A 16,262-nucleotide genomic window follows, 5' to 3' on the forward strand; every position below is an offset into this window, starting at 1 on the left:
CTTAACCGACTAACCCAGCATTGGCTTGTTTGTTTTGAATTAATTCAATCAGGTAACCATCAGGGTCTTTTACAAACGCAATCTGCGTGGTGCCGCCTTTCACTGGCCCCGGTTCACGGGTCACCACTCCACCAGCGGCTTTGATCGCATCACAAGTGGCATAAATATCATCGGCACCAATCGCGATATGACCATAGGCGTTGCCTTTGTCATATTCAGTGACACCCCAGTTGTAGGTCAGTTCAATCACCGCGCCTTGTGATTCATCGCCGTAGCCTAAAAAGGCCAGCGTATATTGGTACTCGGGGTTGTCATTTTTGCGCAGCAGATTCATGCCCATCACTTGGGTATAAAACTCGATCGATTGATCTAAATTACCGACGCGTAGCATGGTGTGCAAAATACGATGGTTCGACATAAAGGCTCCTTGCTTTTAATAAGTCATGATCCCTACCGACTGGCCACTCTAAGTGGTGTGGGTCTCAGTGGTATGGGCATCGTTGTGAGTGAATTCGTTTTGGTTCATTTGTGTTAGTTAATTTGTGTTAGTTGATTGGTCTGCTCGATGATTAGCTGTCTGGGTAAATCTTGTCTTTGAACTCACACAGATCTTCAATAATACAGCTACCACAACGGGGTTTGCGGGCAATACAGGTGTAGCGGCCATGCAAAATCAACCAGTGGTGCACATCGAGTTTAAATTCCGTTGGTACCACTTTAAGCAGTTTCTGCTCGACTTGATCGACATTTTTCCCCACGGCAAATTGAGTACGGTTCGCGACGCGGAAAATATGAGTATCGACCGCAATGGTCGGCCAACCAAAGGCGGTATTGAGTACCACATTGGCAGTTTTGCGTCCAACGCCTGGTAGTGCTTCTAGTGCAGCGCGATCTTCTGGCACTTGGCCTTGATGCTGCTCCAGCAAAATCTGGCAAGTTTTGATCACATTTTCAGCTTTAGTATTAAATAAGCCGATGGTCTTGATGTAGCTTTTTAGGCCAGCAACGCCGAGATCGAATATCGCTTGTGGTGTATTGGCCACCGCATACAGTTTATCGGTGGCTTTGTTGACACTGACGTCGGTCGCTTGCGCGGAGAGGAGTACCGCAATCAACAACTCAAAAGGTGAGCTCCAGTTTAATTCCGTCTCTGGCTTCGGGTTATTCGCTTGTAGGCGCTGTAATATTTCAATCCGTTTGGCGTTATTCATACGACAGATAAGCTTCCTTGATGGTTACGAATTGGTGACTCGAGCCCGCTCAATGGTTGGTGTGGTTGGCTTGGGTTGGTGGGTTGCAAGCTGTTTATCGATGACACTTTTCGCTGCAATCAAAAAGCCTACCCCAATAAAGGCACCGGGAGGCAGTAGCGCTAGCAAAAATTTGCTTTCGAAATGAAACACTTCAATGCGTAGAACGCTAGCCCACTCGCCGAGCAGCAGGTCAGCGCCATCAAACAGAGTTCCATTGCCGATAATTTCACGCAGTGAACCGAGCACGACCAGCACTGAGGTCATGCCAAGTCCCATCCATAAACCATCTAAGGCGGCGGGCAGTACCGCATTTTTAGAGGCAAAGGCTTCAGCACGGCCGATGATGATGCAGTTGGTCACAATCAGCGCGATAAAAATACCAAGTGAGAGATACAGACCGTAAGCGAATGCATTCATCAGCAACTGCACACAAGTGACCAGTGCCGCGATGATCATCACGAAGACGGGAATACGTACATCTTTGGGTACGTAGTCGCGGATTAATGAGATCACGACATTGGAAGCCACTAATACCACTAAGGTAGCGATACCCAAACCGAGCGCATTAGTTAGTGTTGAAGAGACCGCTAAAAGTGGGCATAAACCCAGCAATTGAACTAAGGCAGGGTTGTTATTCCACATGCCATTTAACATCAGCATTTTGTTATCACTCATGTCATTAAGCCTCACAAGGATTGAGCTGGCTATGCAGCTGCTGTTGATGTTGATTGACATAGATTACCGCTTTTTTCACTGCTTGTACCACAGCTCGTGGGGTAATCGTCGCGCCGGTAAACTGATCAAACTGTCCGCCATCTTTACGCACTTGCCACTCATCTTGATTTTCACTGCTGACTCGTTGGCCATTAAAACCTAATATCCAATTGCTGATCCGTAAATCAATTTTATCGCCTAACCCAGGGGTTTCGTGATGAGCCAGTACCCGCACACCCAGTACAGAACCATTATCGGCAATGCCAATGATCAGTTTGATATCGCCGTTATAGCCATCGGGCGCGATGGTTTCAATTGCGATTGCGCTGGGCTGCCCATTGCGCTTAGCCAAATAGGCGTGCATGGTTTGCTGGGTACCGAGTGCAGTATCGTTGACCAAAGTGCAGGCTTGCACCAATGCGTTATCGTAATAGTGGTACGGGATCACCTGATTGAGCACTTGTAACAACTGTTGTTGCTGTTGCTGATGGATTCGCTCGGCGGTCAAAGTATAAGTCAGCGCCACCAAACCGGTGGCAATACAGGCAAACACCGCGAGGGTTAAGCCATGGTTTCGAATTGCTGTCAGCATAAATCGCGCTCTTAGTGTCCGTAAGTTCTCGGTTTGGTGTAGTAATCAATCAGTGGTACACATAAGTTGGCGAGTAGCACTGAAAAGGCAACGCCATCAGGAAATCCCCCCAACTGCGAATGATAAACACCATAGCTCCGATAAAGAAACCATAAATTAAGCGCCCCTTATCGGTGGTGCTGGCGCTGACCGGATCGGTTGCAATGAAAAATGCACCAAGCATGGTCGCCCCAGATAATAGATGCACGATCGGCGAGGCGGTAGTTGTTGGTGCTAAAAACTGCGCCAGCAGTGAAGTAACCATTAAGCCTGTTAACATCGCCAGCGGAATATGCCAGCGGATGATGCGTAATTTGAGCAGCATTAGGCCACCGATCAGATAGGCAAGATTAACCCACTCCCAACCAATTCCAGCTAGGCCACTAAATTGAGATTGAGCTAAGGTTTCGCTCATCGAGTGTCCCGCTTTGAGTGAGGTCTTGATGGCGTCTAATGGGGTGGCGGTTGTTACCCCATCAATCCCGGTACGAATTTGCTGTAGTGACAAACCATCGCTATTAAAGCCATTGAAAATCAAAGAGATTGCGTCGTGCAGTGAGCTTGGCTCGACGGTCAGTGGAGTGGGTGCCATCCAACTGGTCATTTGCACAGGAAATGAGATCAGCAGTACCACGTAAGCGATCATCGCCGGATTAAACGGGTTCTGCCCCAATCCACCGTAAAGTTGTTTGGCAATCACAATCGCAAAGATCAAACCGATCACCACCAGCCACCAAGGTGACAATGGCGGAATGGCGACCGCTAATAACCAAGCGGTGACAATCGCGCTGTAATCACGCAGAGCGGAGATTGGTGAGCGTTTGCGCAGCAGCATCACGCCAGCTTCCAGTATCACAGCGACCGAGATCGCTAGCAGTAATTGGATCAGCGTGCCGTAACCAAAAAAATAACTTTGCGCAATCAAACCCGGTACCGCGCACAGCAATACCCAGCGCATCACATCGGCTGTTTTACGTTTGCGGCGTAAGTGCGGCGAGCTAGCAATAAAAAAGGCCACTAGTTATTTTCCTCAGCGTTTGGATCGGTTGATGGTGTCGCCGCTTTACGTGCTTTAGCCCGTGCAATCGCTGCGGCTACAGCGGCTTTTTTAGGGTCAGTTGGCTCAACGGTTGGTGCAGCGCTGGTTGATGGCGGTTGGTTTGCCTCTGGTGCGGACACGTCGGTGTTCGGCTCCGCTTTACGTGCTTTGGCCCGCGCAATCGCTGCAGCCACTGCGGCTTTTTTAGCATCAACGGGTTCAACGCTTGGTGCAGCGCCTGCCGATGGAGCTTCGACCGGGGTTGGCGTTACCATTGTTGTGTGCTGTGTGTGTGTGACTTCGCTCTTTTCGGCCTTGCGCTCACGGGCTTGGCGTTTACGTTCTTCACGTAACGTGGCCATTTCACAGTTGTCTGGCTCGCTAGCTCCATTTTGCGCGGCTTCTGCCTGTTTGGCTTTGGCGCGGGCAATTGCTGCCGCAATCGCCGGTTTTACGCTACTTTCGGTTGGTTCAAGCTGAGCTTTTTGGGCTTTAACGCGTTCAATCGCCGCGGCAATTGCATCTGCTCCACCTTGTTGCTGCAGCTCTTTACGCCGTTCTTGGGCGGCTTGTTGAAAGCGATTTTCGCGTTCAGCTTTCTCGCGTTCGATGCGTGCTTTTTTCTCTTCAAAGCGCGCTTTCGCCCGTTCGGCGGCTTCGGCTTCTAAACTGCGGGTGCGAATTTCAGCTTTGGCTTGACGATAATAGTGTACCAGTGGAATTTCACTAGGGCAGACATAGGCACAAGCCCCACACTCAATACAATCTTTAAGGTGCAGCTCGGTACATTTGTCGAACTCTTGCGCTTTGGCATGCCAATGCAACTGTTGAGGTAGTAATGACACCGGACAGGCCTGGGCACATTGACCGCAGCGAATACAGGCCATTTCCTGTTCACTGCCGGTTAACTCATGACGTTTGGGAGCCAAAATACAGTTGGCAATTTTGGTGATTGGCACTTGAGCATGCGCGAGGGTAAAACCCATCATCGGGCCACCCATGATCAGGCGCGGCTGTTTGCGGTCAGCTTGGTAACCAAATTCATCCAGTAAGGCTTGTACAGGTGTGCCGAGCAGTGCCCATACATTACGTGGTGTGCGGAAACACTCTCCGGTGAGGGTCACGACGCGGCGGATCAGCGGTTCACCATGCAAAATGGCCCGCGCAATTGCCTGTAGTGTGCCAACGTTTTGCACCATCAGGCCAATATCAGCCGGAATGCCGCCTTGTGGCACCTCCAAATTGGTGAGGATTTTGATCAACTGCTTCTCACCACCGGACGGGTATTTGGTGGGGATGACGCGGATCACCAGCGGTTTATGTTGTGCGGCTTGCTGCAATGCGGCGATCGCTTGCGGTTTGTTATCTTCAATCCCGATAATGGTCAGTTTCGGCTGTAAAATGTGCTCAACAATGTCAATTCCTTGCACAATTTCAGCGGCATATTGGCGCATTAACGCATCATCTGCGGTGATATAAGGCTCACACTCTGCAGCGTTAATCAGTAATATTTCCGTGCGCGATAGTCCGGTTTGCAGTTTGTTAGCGGTGGGAAAACCCGCTCCGCCCATGCCTGAGATACCTGCTTGGCTGATCAGGCCGAGCAAGGTGTCTAGAGACAACTGCTGGTAGTCTGGTTGTGGTTGTAACGTTAGCCACTCATCTTGCTGATCCGGCGTCAGCACGATACATAGCTCACTCAAGCCGGAAGGGTGTGCCACCGTACGTGGCTCAATCGCGCTGATCACTCCCGAGGTAGGAGCATGGATCGGCAGCATCAAGTCAGAGCTCGCTTGTGTCAGGCGCTGGCCTTTGAGCACACGTTCACCGACCTTGACCAATAGATCGCCCGCTTGACCAATATGTTGTTTGAGCGGCAGTATCAATTGTGCCGCAATAGTGGCATTGGTGAGCGGTTGATGAGTAGATTGATGTTTATTTTCAATCGGATGGATGCCTCCGGGAAAATCCCAAAGTTTACCGGATTTAATTTGTTCGATTAATGACAGCATAACCATCCTTAATTCATCCGTTGCGGCGCACTAGGCGCAGTAGCGGTCACGTTGCGTACAGGGATGGCGTTAAGTTGCCACTTCCAAGTTTCTGGTGTGGTTGCTCGTGGGATCATTTCAATACAGTCGGTTGGGCAGGGCGCGACACACAGATCGCAACCCGTACACTCGTTTTTAATTACGGTATGTACTGCTTTGGTGCCGCCGATGATGGCATCGACCGGACAGGCTTGAATACATTTGGTGCAGCCGATACACATATCTTCATGGATAAAGGCGACCATTTTGACTTTGTTATCCAGATCGTGGGCGGAGTCTTGTACTTCAACACCCATCAAATCCGCGAGTTTTTCTATCGTGGCTTGGCCGCCGGGAGGGCACTTAGTGATGATATCGCCATTGGCGATGGCCTCGGCATACGGCCGACATCCGGGATAGCCACATTGGCCACATTGAGTTTGCGGCAACAGAGCGTCAATTTGTTCCACTATCGGGTCGGCTTCGACTTTGAAACGGATTGAAGCAAAACCGAGAATTGCCCCAAACAGTGCGGCTAATCCGGCCAGAACAAGAATCGCGATGATGACGGCACTCATTACAGTTTCACCAAACCGGTAAAGCCCATAAAGGCTAACGACATTAAACCTGCGGTGATCATGGCAATCGACGCACCTTTAAAAGGCGTTGGCACATCAGCCACTTGGATCCGTTCGCGCATCGCAGCAAATAAAATCAATACCAGTGAGAAGCCGACTGCCGCACCAAAGCCGTAAATGATCGATTGAACGAAGTTATGATTTTGATTGATGTTGAGCAGTGCCACCCCTAATACTGCGCAGTTGGTGGTGATCAGCGGTAAGAAAATCCCCAGCAAGCGATAAAGGGTTGGACTGGTTTTATGCACGACCATCTCAGTGAACTGTACTACGACTGCGATCACTAGAATAAAACTCATGGTGCGCAGATATTCAATCCCGAGTGGACGCAGTACATAGCTTTCCATCAGATAAGCGCAAACGGAGGCGAGGGTTAACACAAAAGTGGTTGCTAGCCCCATGCCAATCGCGGTTTCCAGTTTTTTCGATACGCCCATAAAAGGGCATAATCCCAAAAACTTTACCAGTACAAAGTTGTTAACCAGCACAGTGCCGATTAACAACAAAATATATTCGGTCATAGTTATATCAATTTTTGCTTCCGATCTCGGCATTATCCTGCTTTGCTAACGCAATAACAACCAAGGAAAGTTAAGGTTTTAGAGAGTTGAATAAATTATATGCAATAACTGCATTTTGTTGCGCCATCCCGCTAAAAAGTCAGTTTTGGTTGATTCTTCAATAAAAAATGGGCCTCATTAGCTGAGACCCGTTTGGATTAGTTTGCGGCGTTAGCCACTGCGGTGGGTGAGAGGTCGCGCTCGGTTATACCTTAAAGGTGGCGACTTTGGTGCGCAGATCATCGGCTTGTTGCTTGAGCTGATTCGATTGGCTGAGGCTATCTTGTGCGCCATCGACCAGTTGCTCAGTCACATCTTTGATCGCGGTGATGTTTTGGGTGATCTCTTGAGTGACATGGGTTTGTTCTTCCGCTGCGGTGGCAATTTGGGTCGCCATATTGCTGATCACCTCGACGGCGGCATTAATTTCCTCTAACGCATTGGTGGCTTTATCCGCATCATCAACCGAATTCGCCGCTAAGCTAGAGCTGGTTTGCATCAGGCTAACGGCACGTTTGGTGGTTTCCTGCAAGGTATCGATGGTGGCTTTGATCTCTTCAGTTGAAGTATGGGTACGCTGTGATAACACGCGAACTTCGTCGGCTACTACCGCAAAACCACGACCTTGTTCACCAGCACGAGCCGCTTCAATCGCCGCATTGAGAGCCAGTAAATTGGTTTGCTCAGCAATACCTTGAATAGTCGCCAACACCGTATTGATTTCTTGAGCGTACTGATTCAGTGCGGAAATCACCTCATTCGCTTGGTTGATCTCTTGCGCTAAATTATGAATTGAGGCTTTGGTATTGAGTACTAAGGTCCGTCCATGCTCAGTGCTGTTGGTCGAATTTTGCGCCGCTTGCGCCGTTTGCTCAGCATTATAGGCAATCTCTTGGGTGGCGCTGGCCATTTCGGTGACCGCGGTGGCGACCATAGTCACTTCTTGCTGCTGTAAGCCGAGCTCTGACACGGAGAGATTCGAGCGTTGCGCACTGTGTTCTGATTGTGCGGTTAACTGCTCAGATTGGTTACGAACATGGGCAATTAATTGTTGTAAACTGGCGACAAAGGTATTGAAGCTGTTGGCTAATTTGCCTACTTCATCGTTATTTTCAACCTTGATCCGTTGGGTTAGATCACCGCTACCATTGGCAATTTGTTCCAGCGCTCGTGAGACATTATTCAGTGGCAGGAATAACATATTACACAGTAAATTAAACAGTACAGTACAAATCACCACCACAATCAGTGTGACTAGCAATTGTCCCCACAGGGCAGAAAATAGTGGCGCAACCAAAGAATCTTTATCAATCACAATCACACTGATTAATTGGGTGCCGGCAATCGCGCTGGCAAACAGCACACTCTCTTGCCCATTCACATCACTGTTAATGTATTGGCCTAAGCGTTGTGCGGTTTGAATATCATTGAAACGTAAGCCCAACTCGGCGACATTTTTATTCAGTAATTGGGTGTTGGTATGAGTAAAAATATTGCCTTGCTGATTGGCAATAAACATATATCCCGAGCCAGGTAAGATGACCTGTTTCATACTATTAATGATATCGGTAATTTCCACATCACTGCCGAGGACTAAATCTTGGCCGTGCAGTCTGATCATCTTACCAAGTGATACCACATTGGCCCCAGTTGCTGCCGCAACGGTCGGGTTATCCATAAACACGGCTTGGGGATTCGCTTTGGCATTGATATACCATCCCCACTGGCGAGGGTCATTATTACCCGCAGGAAGAACCACACCGTTGGCATTTTGTTGACTGCCATCCGGATAGGCCAAAAACACATTATCGAATGATCCCGAATGCTTGACCTGCTTGAGGTGAGTCACGATAGCTTCTGGTTTCACTTCTGCGCTCAGCGCAGTTAGAGCCCGCTCTTTGGAGATTAACCAATCTGTCACATATTGGTTGTAAGATGCGGTCGCACTTTGCAAGCGCTGTTCAACTTCCACATCCAAGCGGGTCAGAGCCGCTTTGAAGGACACGGCCTCAACGAGTAGGCCGCCGAGCACAATCGCGAGGCTAGCTGAAATGGCTAATTTATTTTTCAATGACAAGTTTTTGAACATACATATCCTTGGGGTTATCTGATAAGCGAATCTAAACAGCGATCCCTTTCTACTGAAAGCAGCAATATTATGGTGGTAGTTATGATGTATAAGCATAGCGCTGTTGATTTGTTGCCATGCATGCACTTGCTGCTTATGCCATTTCTGATGTGTTCAGAATGGCTTACTGAATTGAATAGTAAAAAGTTTGGCTAGCAAAAAACGAGGGTGATTATCGCTCTTAAAAAGTCGCGGATGCAATTGTTTCACTATGATTTTGCTCAAAGAATCGCAAAAAATAGTGGGTTATATGGCCATCTTGGGGGCTGTGATCCGATGGAGATCGTTTTAAGCGAGAGGATTAGAGATCAAAAAAGACGTCCTAGGACGTCTTTTTTGATGGAATTTGGCTCCTCCTGCGGGGCTCGAACCTGCGACATACGGATTAACAGTCCGCCGTTCTACCGACTGAACTAAGGAGGAATAATTTGCGTTTCGGATGTTAGCGAGTGGGCCGATGGGTGTCAATCATTTCACATCAAAAAACACATTTTTATGCAGTGAGGGGTTTACTTTTGTGTATCCCTTACCGCTATTGAGCTGGGTTCACTTATCCACTAAATTTGTGGATAAGTATGTGAATGGATCTTGATTAACCTTTAATGCCGGTATTGAGGGTGCATAATGCTAGTTTTGAATGGTGTTTTATTTTTGCTTAACGCTTTATTTTTCATTGTTTATTTGAAATTTGTCACTCTTGACTGGCTGAGTGATGAAATCTGGCCTTTTCGGCTCAATAAGGCGTGCAGAACAAAATCTGGGGAAAACTAGTGGATTATTTTTATGCTCGCTTTCGGCGTTAAGCCGAAATGGGGGAAGCAAGACTAGCAACTCTGGAGTGATAACGCTAGGATTAATTGCAGTAAACTTCATCGATATCGCACTGCGATGGACAAACGTGGCAATCTTTAGTGTGGATTGTTACCACCTGAGCCATTGAGCACAGCGCACGGTTATCCTAGCCATGTCAGCTATCCCCTTGCTACTTGAAGCTGCAGCGGTGTTGGCGACGTTCGTTCACCCTAAGCACATAGTTTTTCTATGCTCATGGGGACTCACTTACTTGCCGCCTACCTGCAACGCCAAGTTGTTTGGGAATAAGTGATGGAAGAAGTGCTTGATCACTGGCTGTACATCCAGTAACAATGGCGCCGAGCAGATAAGCGTAATGAGGATGGCATGAGTAAAGCATTTGAACTGGTTTCCGATTATCAACCCGCCGGTGATCAACCCAGCGCGATCCAGCAGTTGTTGAATGGTCTGCAGGCGGGATTAGCCCATCAAACCCTGCTCGGTGTGACGGGCTCAGGAAAAACCTTCACTTTGGCCAATGTGATTGCCCAGTTACAACGCCCAACGATTTTGCTCGCGCCGAATAAAACCCTCGCGGCGCAACTGTATGGCGAAATGAAAGCGTTTTTCCCGAACAACGCGGTGGAATTTTTCGTCTCCTATTACGATTACTACCAACCCGAAGCCTATGTGCCCACCACCGACACTTTCATTGAAAAAGACGCTTCGATTAATGCGCATATTGAGCAAATGCGTTTATCGGCCACCAAGGCCTTATTGGAGCGCAAAGATGCGGTGATCGTCGCATCGGTCTCGGCCATTTATGGTTTGGGCGATCCCGATTCTTATTTAAAAATGATGCTGCATTTGCGACGTGGTGATGTGATTAATCAACGCGACATGCTACGCCGTTTGGCCGAATTACAATATTCGCGCAATGATCTGGCGTTTGAACGTGGTCAATTTCGTGTTCGTGGTGAGGTGATTGATATTTTCCCAGCCGAATCGGATCAACAGGCGGTGCGGGTCGAGATGTTTGACGATGAAATTGAGTGCATCAGTTTGTTTGATCCATTGACTGGCATGATCATGTCACGGGATTTACCACGTTACACCATTTACCCGAAAACCCACTATGTGACGCCGCGTGAGCGGATCCTCGCCGCAATTGAACAGATTAAACATGAGCTGCACAGCCGACGTCAGTATCTGTTGGAGAATAATAAACTGCTGGAAGAGCAGCGGATTGCCCAACGCACCCAGTTTGATCTTGAAATGATGAATGAGCTGGGTTTTTGCTCTGGGATTGAAAACTACTCGCGTTATCTCAGTGGACGTGCCGAAGGTGAGCCACCTCCGACACTATTTGACTACTTACCACACGATGGCTTGCTGATCATCGATGAATCCCATGTCACCGTGCCGCAAATTGGCGCGATGTTTAAAGGCGATCGCTCACGCAAAGAAACCTTAGTCGAATTTGGCTTTCGGCTGCCTTCCGCGCTGGATAATCGTCCATTGAAATTTGATGAATTTGAAGCGCTTGCACCACAAACCATTTTTGTCTCGGCTACGCCAGGCGAATATGAGTTAAACAAATCGGCGGGTGAAGTGGCGGATCAAGTGGTACGTCCTACCGGTTTATTGGACCCCTTGATTGAAGTGCGCCCTGTGGCCACTCAGGTTGATGATCTGCTCTCCGAGGCTCGCGTGCGTGCCGCTAATGATGAGCGGATTTTAGTCACCACCTTGACCAAGCGGATGGCAGAAGATTTGACCGAATATCTGCATGAGCACGGGGTGAAAGTACGCTATCTGCATTCTGATATTGATACGGTTGAGCGGGTTGAAATCATTCGTGATTTACGTTTGGGCGTCTTTGATGTGCTGGTTGGGATCAACTTGCTGCGTGAAGGTTTAGATATGCCAGAAGTCGCGTTAGTGGCGATTTTGGATGCCGATAAAGAGGGCTTTTTACGTTCCGAGCGCTCACTGATCCAAACCATTGGCCGTGCGGCGCGTAATATCAATGGTAAAGCGATTTTATATGCGGATACCATCACCAAATCGATGGGGAAAGCGATGGATGAAACCGAGCGTCGCCGTGCTAAGCAGCAAGCGTATAATCAGCAGCGCGGGATCACTCCGCAGCCGTTAAAACGCAATATTAAAGATATTATGGAGTTGGGTGATATTGCTAAATCGCGCAAACCGAAGCACAGCAAAGTGGTGCCATTGGCCAAAGTGGCAGAAGAGAGTGCCAACTATCAACCATTGACCCCACAGCAATTAGAGAAAAAGATCAGCCAGTTAGAAGCGGTGATGTATCAACACGCACAGAATTTGGAATTTGAGTTGGCGGCTCAGAAACGTGATGAGATTCATCAATTACGCCAGCAATTTATCATCAATAGTTAGCATATTGCTGGCTGAAGATTGATTCTCATTTGTAAAAAGCAAGCACAAATGCAATATTACCGCAAAATGCAAAACAATAATGGCTAGGCTATGCAACACAACCCCTCTTTGCCGCCGGTGAAGTATCTATTAATGGTCGAAGATACCGCGTCGATTGCGGCTCTGTATCGCTCTTTTCTCGCGCCGCTCAAAATTGATATCAATATCGTCGGAACAGGGCGTGACGCGATTGCGAGCATTGCACACCGCGAGCCTGACTTGATTCTGCTTGATTTACGTCTACCGGATATGACTGGCATGGATGTGTTGCATGCGGTCAAGCAAAAGGCACCCGAAGTGCCCATCGTGTTTATGACCGCGCATGGTTCGATTGACAGCGCGGTGGAAGCGATGCGCTACGGTGCGCAAGATTTTTTGATCAAACCTTGTGAAGCGGATCGCTTGCGGGTCACGGTCAATAACGCGATTCGTAAAGCATCAAAGCTCAAAAACGATCTCGATAACAAAAACCATACTTATCAAGGTTTTATTGGTAGTAGCCAAACTATGCAAGCGGTGTATCGCACGATTGATTCCGCCGCGAGCAGTAAAGCCAGTATTTTCATTACCGGTGAAAGTGGTACCGGTAAAGAGGTGTGTGCGGAAGCCATTCATGCTGCCAGTAAACGAGGTGAAAAACCGTTTATCGCGATTAACTGTGCTGCGATCCCGAAAGATTTGATTGAAAGTGAGCTATTTGGTCACGTAAAAGGCGCGTTCACTGGAGCGGCCAGCGAACGGCAAGGTGCCGCGGAAGCAGCTGATGGTGGTACGCTGTTTTTGGATGAGCTGTGTGAAATGGATTTAGAGTTGCAGACCAAATTACTGCGCTTTATTCAAACTGGCACATTCCAAAAAGTTGGCTCGTCAAAAATGAAAAGCGTGGATGTGCGTTTTGTGTGCGCCACCAATCGCGACCCTTGGAAAGAAGTGCAAGCTGGGCGTTTTCGCGAAGACTTATACTACCGTTTGTACGTGATCCCGCTGCATTTGCCCTCACTGCGTGAGCGTGGTGATGATGTGATTGAGATTGCCTACTCTTTGTTGGGGTTTATGTCCAAAGAGGAAGGCAAAGATTTTGTGCGCTTGTCAGCTGAAGTGGTGGAGCGTTTTCGTCGCTACGAATGGCCAGGTAATGTGCGCCAATTACAAAACGTATTGCGCAATGTGGTGGTGCTGAATGAGGGATGTGAAATAACCCTTAATATGTTGCCTCCTCCGCTTAATCACCCTTCGGTACCGCTTTTACGTGAAGAAATTAAACTAGATCAACAGCATGTGATCTCAGTACATGAAATTTTTCCGTTATGGATCACGGAAAAACAAGCGATTGAGCAAGCGATTGCCGCTTGTGGTGGTAATATTCCGCGCGCCGCCAGTTATTTAGCCGTCAGCCCATCGACCATTTATCGTAAGCTGCAAACTTGGAATGAACAAGCGACAGAGAAAGTCACAGCAAAAGAGAAAGTTACCGCAAAAGAGCAGGAGCGCTAAGTGATGAGAGAATGGATTAATCAAAGTCAAATCGATGTATTAGCCAAAGAGATCGGTGCGGAAAATATTCCGCTGTTACTCAATATTTTTGTTGATGAATTAAACGCCTATCAACGCCGCCTGCGTAGTGAGCCGCACGCTAATCAGCGTGAATACCTGCAAGAGATCAGCCACGCGCTTAAAAGCAGCGCGGCCAGTTTTGGCGCGGAGCGCTTACGCGGTAAGGCGATCGAATTAGACCGCCTTGCTCACACCGATTTAACGTTTGATCTCGCCTATGAAGTGGAACAGATGCTGGAACTGCTGGGCCAAACTCACCAACGATATTTACAACTGGTTGATTAACTGCTCTTCAATCGCTTGTCTCAGTTTTTGCCGATCATGACGCCAGTCACGGTTGGCAGAAGCCAAATCACGGGTCATAAAATTCCAACGCTGTTGTAAATCGGGATGAGGATGATGACCCAGCACCACATCAATTTTGCGGCCTAGGCAGGCTCTTTCACACCATTCTAATTTTTGCTCTAGGCTCATTCTGCCCGCAGGACCATGTTCTGGTGACAAGTTTTCGATAAAAATGACCGTGGCCGTGGGATTACGAGCAATCGCTTTACCCAACTCAGGAAGCAGTAGCGGCGGCATCACACTGGTTAAAAAGCTACCCGGGCCTAAAATCACACAATCTGCTTGTTGAATAGCAGAGATCGCCTCTTTGGTGGCGGGCACTTCTGGGGCTAAATCGAGGCGGCGTAAATCTTGCGCCATTTCATCCACGCTGGTTTCACCGGTGACCCATTTGCCATCCAGTGCTAACGCGGCCAGATCCGATGGGTGCTCAGACATTGGTAAAATATTGACATCGACTTTAAGCATATTGCGGATCAGATTGATGGCATCCAGCGGTCGCACCGAGAGATTATCTAATGCGGTGAGCATTAAATTGCCCAAATTATGCCCATTCAGCTCACCTGTGCCTTTAAAGCGATACTCAAACATCATCGAACTGATCGAGGGCTCAGTAATTAACTGATTGATGCAATTACGCGTATCACCCCAAGCAATCCCCCCTTGGCAGTGACGAATTCGGCCAGTCGAGCCACCATTATCGGTGGTGGTGACGATACCGGTGGCATTGGAGCCAAACACTTTCAGTGCCGCTAGCATCCGGCCAAGACCGTGACCACCGCCGATGGCCACTACTTTTTTGCTTTGATAGAGAGACATAGGATCCTGCTTATTTTGGCTGCTGAGCAGCAATTTAACCAAGTTGATCCAGATTAGATACCCATTTAGGGCTAAATTTATTGTTGGCGTCCCTTTTTTAGGGGGAGAGGTAGCATCGCGGCAGATTATTGAGTATTTTAACCGCAGCAGCCAGAGCTAAGAGGTTGGAAACATCACTCTGCTTGGCCGTAACTCCGAGCTTATCGCGCTAAGTTTTTTAAATATGCGTTATAAGCCAGTGACGGAAGGTCACAAGGGCATGGTGAGAAATGACGATGCCTCCCGTATTTGGAAAGGTGTTCCGTGGCGCAACAATTCGAAGACAGATTTCAACGTAAATTTTATTATTTACGTCTCTCGATCACTGACGTTTGTAATTTCAAATGTACCTATTGCTTACCTGATGGTTACCGACCAGCAGCGGGTAACGCTAACTCTTTTTTGCGTGTCGCCGAAATCCAGCGGGTGGTAAATGCCTTTGCTGAGTGTGGTACCTCAAAAGTCCGCATTACTGGTGGTGAGCCATCGCTGCGCAAAGATTTTAGTCAAATCATCCAAACCATCGCTGCTACACCGGGCATCAAAAAAGTCGCCACCACCACCAATGGTTATCGTTTAGCCAAACAGATTGGCGAGTGGCGAGAGGCTGGGCTTACTCAACTCAATGTCAGTGTCGACAGTTTAGAACCACGCATGTTCGCGCAAATCACTGGTGAAAATCGTTTCCAACAAGTGATGGCGGGAATTGATCGCGCTTTTGAGGTTGGCTTTGCACAAGTCAAAGTTAACGTGGTGCTGATGAAAGATCTTAACCACCTTGAACTGCCTAAATTTATGGCGTGGATTAAAACGCGCGCGATTCAACTGCGTTTTATCGAGCTGATGCAAACCGGTGAGATGAACGACTTATTTGCCCGTCATCATTTGTCTGGTGCAGCGATACGCGACTATCTGATTAACAACGGCTGGCAGCGTAGAGTGCGCGCCGATAACGATGGTCCGGCGCAAGTGTTTATCCATGCGGATTATCTTGGTGAAATCGGCTTGATCATGCCTTATGAGAAAGATTTCTGCAGCAGTTGTAATCGCTTGCGTGTTTCGGCGCAAGGTAAGCTGCATCTTTGCCTATTTGGCGAGCAAGGCATTGAGTTACGCGATCTGCTGCAGCACGATCAACAGCAAGCCACATTAATTGAACGAATTCAGACTCAGTTGCACAACAAAGCCCAAACCCACTTTTTGCAAGATGGCAAGGTGGGAATGACGCCACATTTGGCATCGATTGGTGGTTGAGCGGCTAAT

At 48.3% G+C, this 16,262-nt stretch carries 13 protein-coding genes, 1 tRNA gene, 1 pseudogene and 1 riboswitch; of the genes and pseudogenes, 4 read left to right on the top strand and 11 right to left on the bottom strand.

The genetic code is table 11. The features are described 5' to 3' along the window. Position 1 precedes the first annotated feature (1 nt). The 10 genes and pseudogenes from gloA to G7083_RS10090 all read right to left on the bottom strand — a co-directional run bounded on the left by gloA (position 2) and on the right by G7083_RS10090 (position 9,416). Positions 2-418, bottom strand: a complete 417-nt coding sequence (gene gloA / locus G7083_RS10045) for a lactoylglutathione lyase (RefSeq protein WP_166014643.1) — start codon at positions 416-418, stop codon at positions 2-4. A gap of 151 nt (positions 419-569) precedes the next feature. Beyond that, complete coding sequence (gene nth / locus G7083_RS10050) at positions 570-1,211, bottom strand: endonuclease III (protein WP_166014644.1); 642 nt, start codon at positions 1,209-1,211, stop codon at positions 570-572. A 24-nt stretch (positions 1,212-1,235) separates the two neighbouring features. After that, positions 1,236-1,928 (bottom strand): electron transport complex subunit E, encoded by a 693-nt coding sequence (locus G7083_RS10055; protein ID WP_166014645.1) that lies wholly within the window; start codon positions 1,926-1,928, stop codon positions 1,236-1,238. Positions 1,929-1,932: 4 nt separating this feature from the next. Continuing rightward, a complete protein-coding gene (rsxG, locus tag G7083_RS10060) occupies positions 1,933-2,559 on the bottom strand; it encodes an electron transport complex subunit RsxG (RefSeq protein ID WP_166014646.1) in 627 nt (208 codons plus the stop codon). Positions 2,560-2,570: 11 nt separating this feature from the next. Beyond that, positions 2,571-3,616 (bottom strand): annotated as a pseudogene (rsxD, locus tag G7083_RS10065) (electron transport complex subunit RsxD). Next, complete coding sequence (rsxC, locus tag G7083_RS10070) at positions 3,616-5,649, bottom strand: electron transport complex subunit RsxC (protein ID WP_166014647.1); 2,034 nt, start codon at positions 5,647-5,649, stop codon at positions 3,616-3,618. The pseudogene rsxD and the gene rsxC overlap by 1 nt, the downstream one beginning before the upstream one ends. Positions 5,650-5,657: 8 nt before the next feature. Then, on the bottom strand, positions 5,658-6,245 hold the full coding sequence (gene rsxB / locus G7083_RS10075) for an electron transport complex subunit RsxB (RefSeq protein ID WP_166014648.1): 588 nt from the start codon (positions 6,243-6,245) through the stop codon (positions 5,658-5,660). Continuing rightward, positions 6,245-6,826, bottom strand: a complete 582-nt coding sequence (gene rsxA, locus G7083_RS10080; protein WP_166014649.1) for an electron transport complex subunit RsxA — start codon at positions 6,824-6,826, stop codon at positions 6,245-6,247. The genes rsxB and rsxA overlap by 1 nt, the downstream gene beginning before the upstream one ends. Positions 6,827-7,070: 244 nt before the next feature. After that, positions 7,071-8,954, bottom strand: coding sequence for a methyl-accepting chemotaxis protein (locus G7083_RS10085; RefSeq protein ID WP_166014650.1), 1,884 nt, complete (start codon positions 8,952-8,954; stop codon positions 7,071-7,073). 386 nt (positions 8,955-9,340) lie between these two features. Beyond that, positions 9,341-9,416 (bottom strand) — tRNA-Asn (locus G7083_RS10090). A gap of 756 nt (positions 9,417-10,172) precedes the next feature. Between G7083_RS10090 and uvrB the strand changes: the two genes are divergently transcribed. The 3 genes from uvrB (at position 10,173) to luxU (ending at position 14,081) form a co-directional block, all read left to right on the top strand. Next, the gene (gene uvrB / locus G7083_RS10095) at positions 10,173-12,203 is read left to right on the top strand and encodes an excinuclease ABC subunit UvrB (protein ID WP_166014651.1); all 2,031 of its coding nucleotides are present in this window, start codon (positions 10,173-10,175) and stop codon (positions 12,201-12,203) included. 132 nt (positions 12,204-12,335) lie between these two features. Next, positions 12,336-13,736, top strand: coding sequence for a quorum-sensing sigma-54 dependent transcriptional regulator LuxO (gene luxO / locus G7083_RS10100; protein WP_166015037.1), 1,401 nt, complete (start codon positions 12,336-12,338; stop codon positions 13,734-13,736). A 3-nt stretch (positions 13,737-13,739) separates the two neighbouring features. Then, the gene (gene luxU / locus G7083_RS10105) at positions 13,740-14,081 is read left to right on the top strand and encodes a quorum-sensing phosphorelay protein LuxU (RefSeq protein WP_166015038.1); all 342 of its coding nucleotides are present in this window, start codon (positions 13,740-13,742) and stop codon (positions 14,079-14,081) included. Here luxU and G7083_RS10110 read toward each other — a convergent pair. After that, positions 14,064-14,960: a YvcK family protein gene (locus tag G7083_RS10110; RefSeq protein ID WP_166014652.1), complete on the bottom strand. Its 897-nt coding sequence runs from the start codon at positions 14,958-14,960 to the stop codon at positions 14,064-14,066. The genes luxU and G7083_RS10110 overlap by 18 nt on opposite strands. 180 nt (positions 14,961-15,140) lie before the next feature. Then, positions 15,141-15,275, top strand: a riboswitch (molybdenum cofactor riboswitch). Between G7083_RS10110 and moaA the strand changes: the two genes are divergently transcribed. Further along, a complete protein-coding gene (gene moaA / locus G7083_RS10115) occupies positions 15,264-16,253 on the top strand; it encodes a GTP 3',8-cyclase MoaA (protein WP_166014653.1) in 990 nt (329 codons plus the stop codon). It overlaps the preceding riboswitch by 12 nt. Positions 16,254-16,262: the final 9 nt, after the last annotated feature.

It is taken from the genome of Vibrio sp. HDW18, assembly GCF_011306175.1.
Taxonomy (GTDB): domain Bacteria; phylum Pseudomonadota; class Gammaproteobacteria; order Enterobacterales; family Vibrionaceae; genus Vibrio; species Vibrio chanodichtyis.

Excerpts from the sequence above, each read along its gene's own strand:
- gloA (WP_166014643.1), bottom strand. The coding sequence starts at position 418 with ATGTCGAACCATCGTATTTTGCACACCATGCTACGCGTCGGTAATTTA.
- nth (WP_166014644.1), bottom strand. The coding sequence starts at position 1,211 with ATGAATAACGCCAAACGGATTGAAATATTACAGCGCCTACAAGCGAAT.
- G7083_RS10055 (WP_166014645.1), bottom strand. The coding sequence starts at position 1,928 with ATGAGTGATAACAAAATGCTGATGTTAAATGGCATGTGGAATAACAAC.
- rsxG (WP_166014646.1), bottom strand. The coding sequence starts at position 2,559 with ATGCTGACAGCAATTCGAAACCATGGCTTAACCCTCGCGGTGTTTGCC.
- rsxC (WP_166014647.1), bottom strand. The coding sequence starts at position 5,649 with ATGCTGTCATTAATCGAACAAATTAAATCCGGTAAACTTTGGGATTTT.
- rsxB (WP_166014648.1), bottom strand. The coding sequence starts at position 6,245 with ATGAGTGCCGTCATCATCGCGATTCTTGTTCTGGCCGGATTAGCCGCA.
- rsxA (WP_166014649.1), bottom strand. The coding sequence starts at position 6,826 with ATGACCGAATATATTTTGTTGTTAATCGGCACTGTGCTGGTTAACAAC.
- G7083_RS10085 (WP_166014650.1), bottom strand. The coding sequence starts at position 8,954 with ATGTTCAAAAACTTGTCATTGAAAAATAAATTAGCCATTTCAGCTAGC.
- uvrB (WP_166014651.1), top strand. The coding sequence starts at position 10,173 with ATGAGTAAAGCATTTGAACTGGTTTCCGATTATCAACCCGCCGGTGAT.
- luxO (WP_166015037.1), top strand. The coding sequence starts at position 12,336 with ATGGTCGAAGATACCGCGTCGATTGCGGCTCTGTATCGCTCTTTTCTC.
- luxU (WP_166015038.1), top strand. The coding sequence starts at position 13,740 with ATGAGAGAATGGATTAATCAAAGTCAAATCGATGTATTAGCCAAAGAG.
- G7083_RS10110 (WP_166014652.1), bottom strand. The coding sequence starts at position 14,960 with ATGTCTCTCTATCAAAGCAAAAAAGTAGTGGCCATCGGCGGTGGTCAC.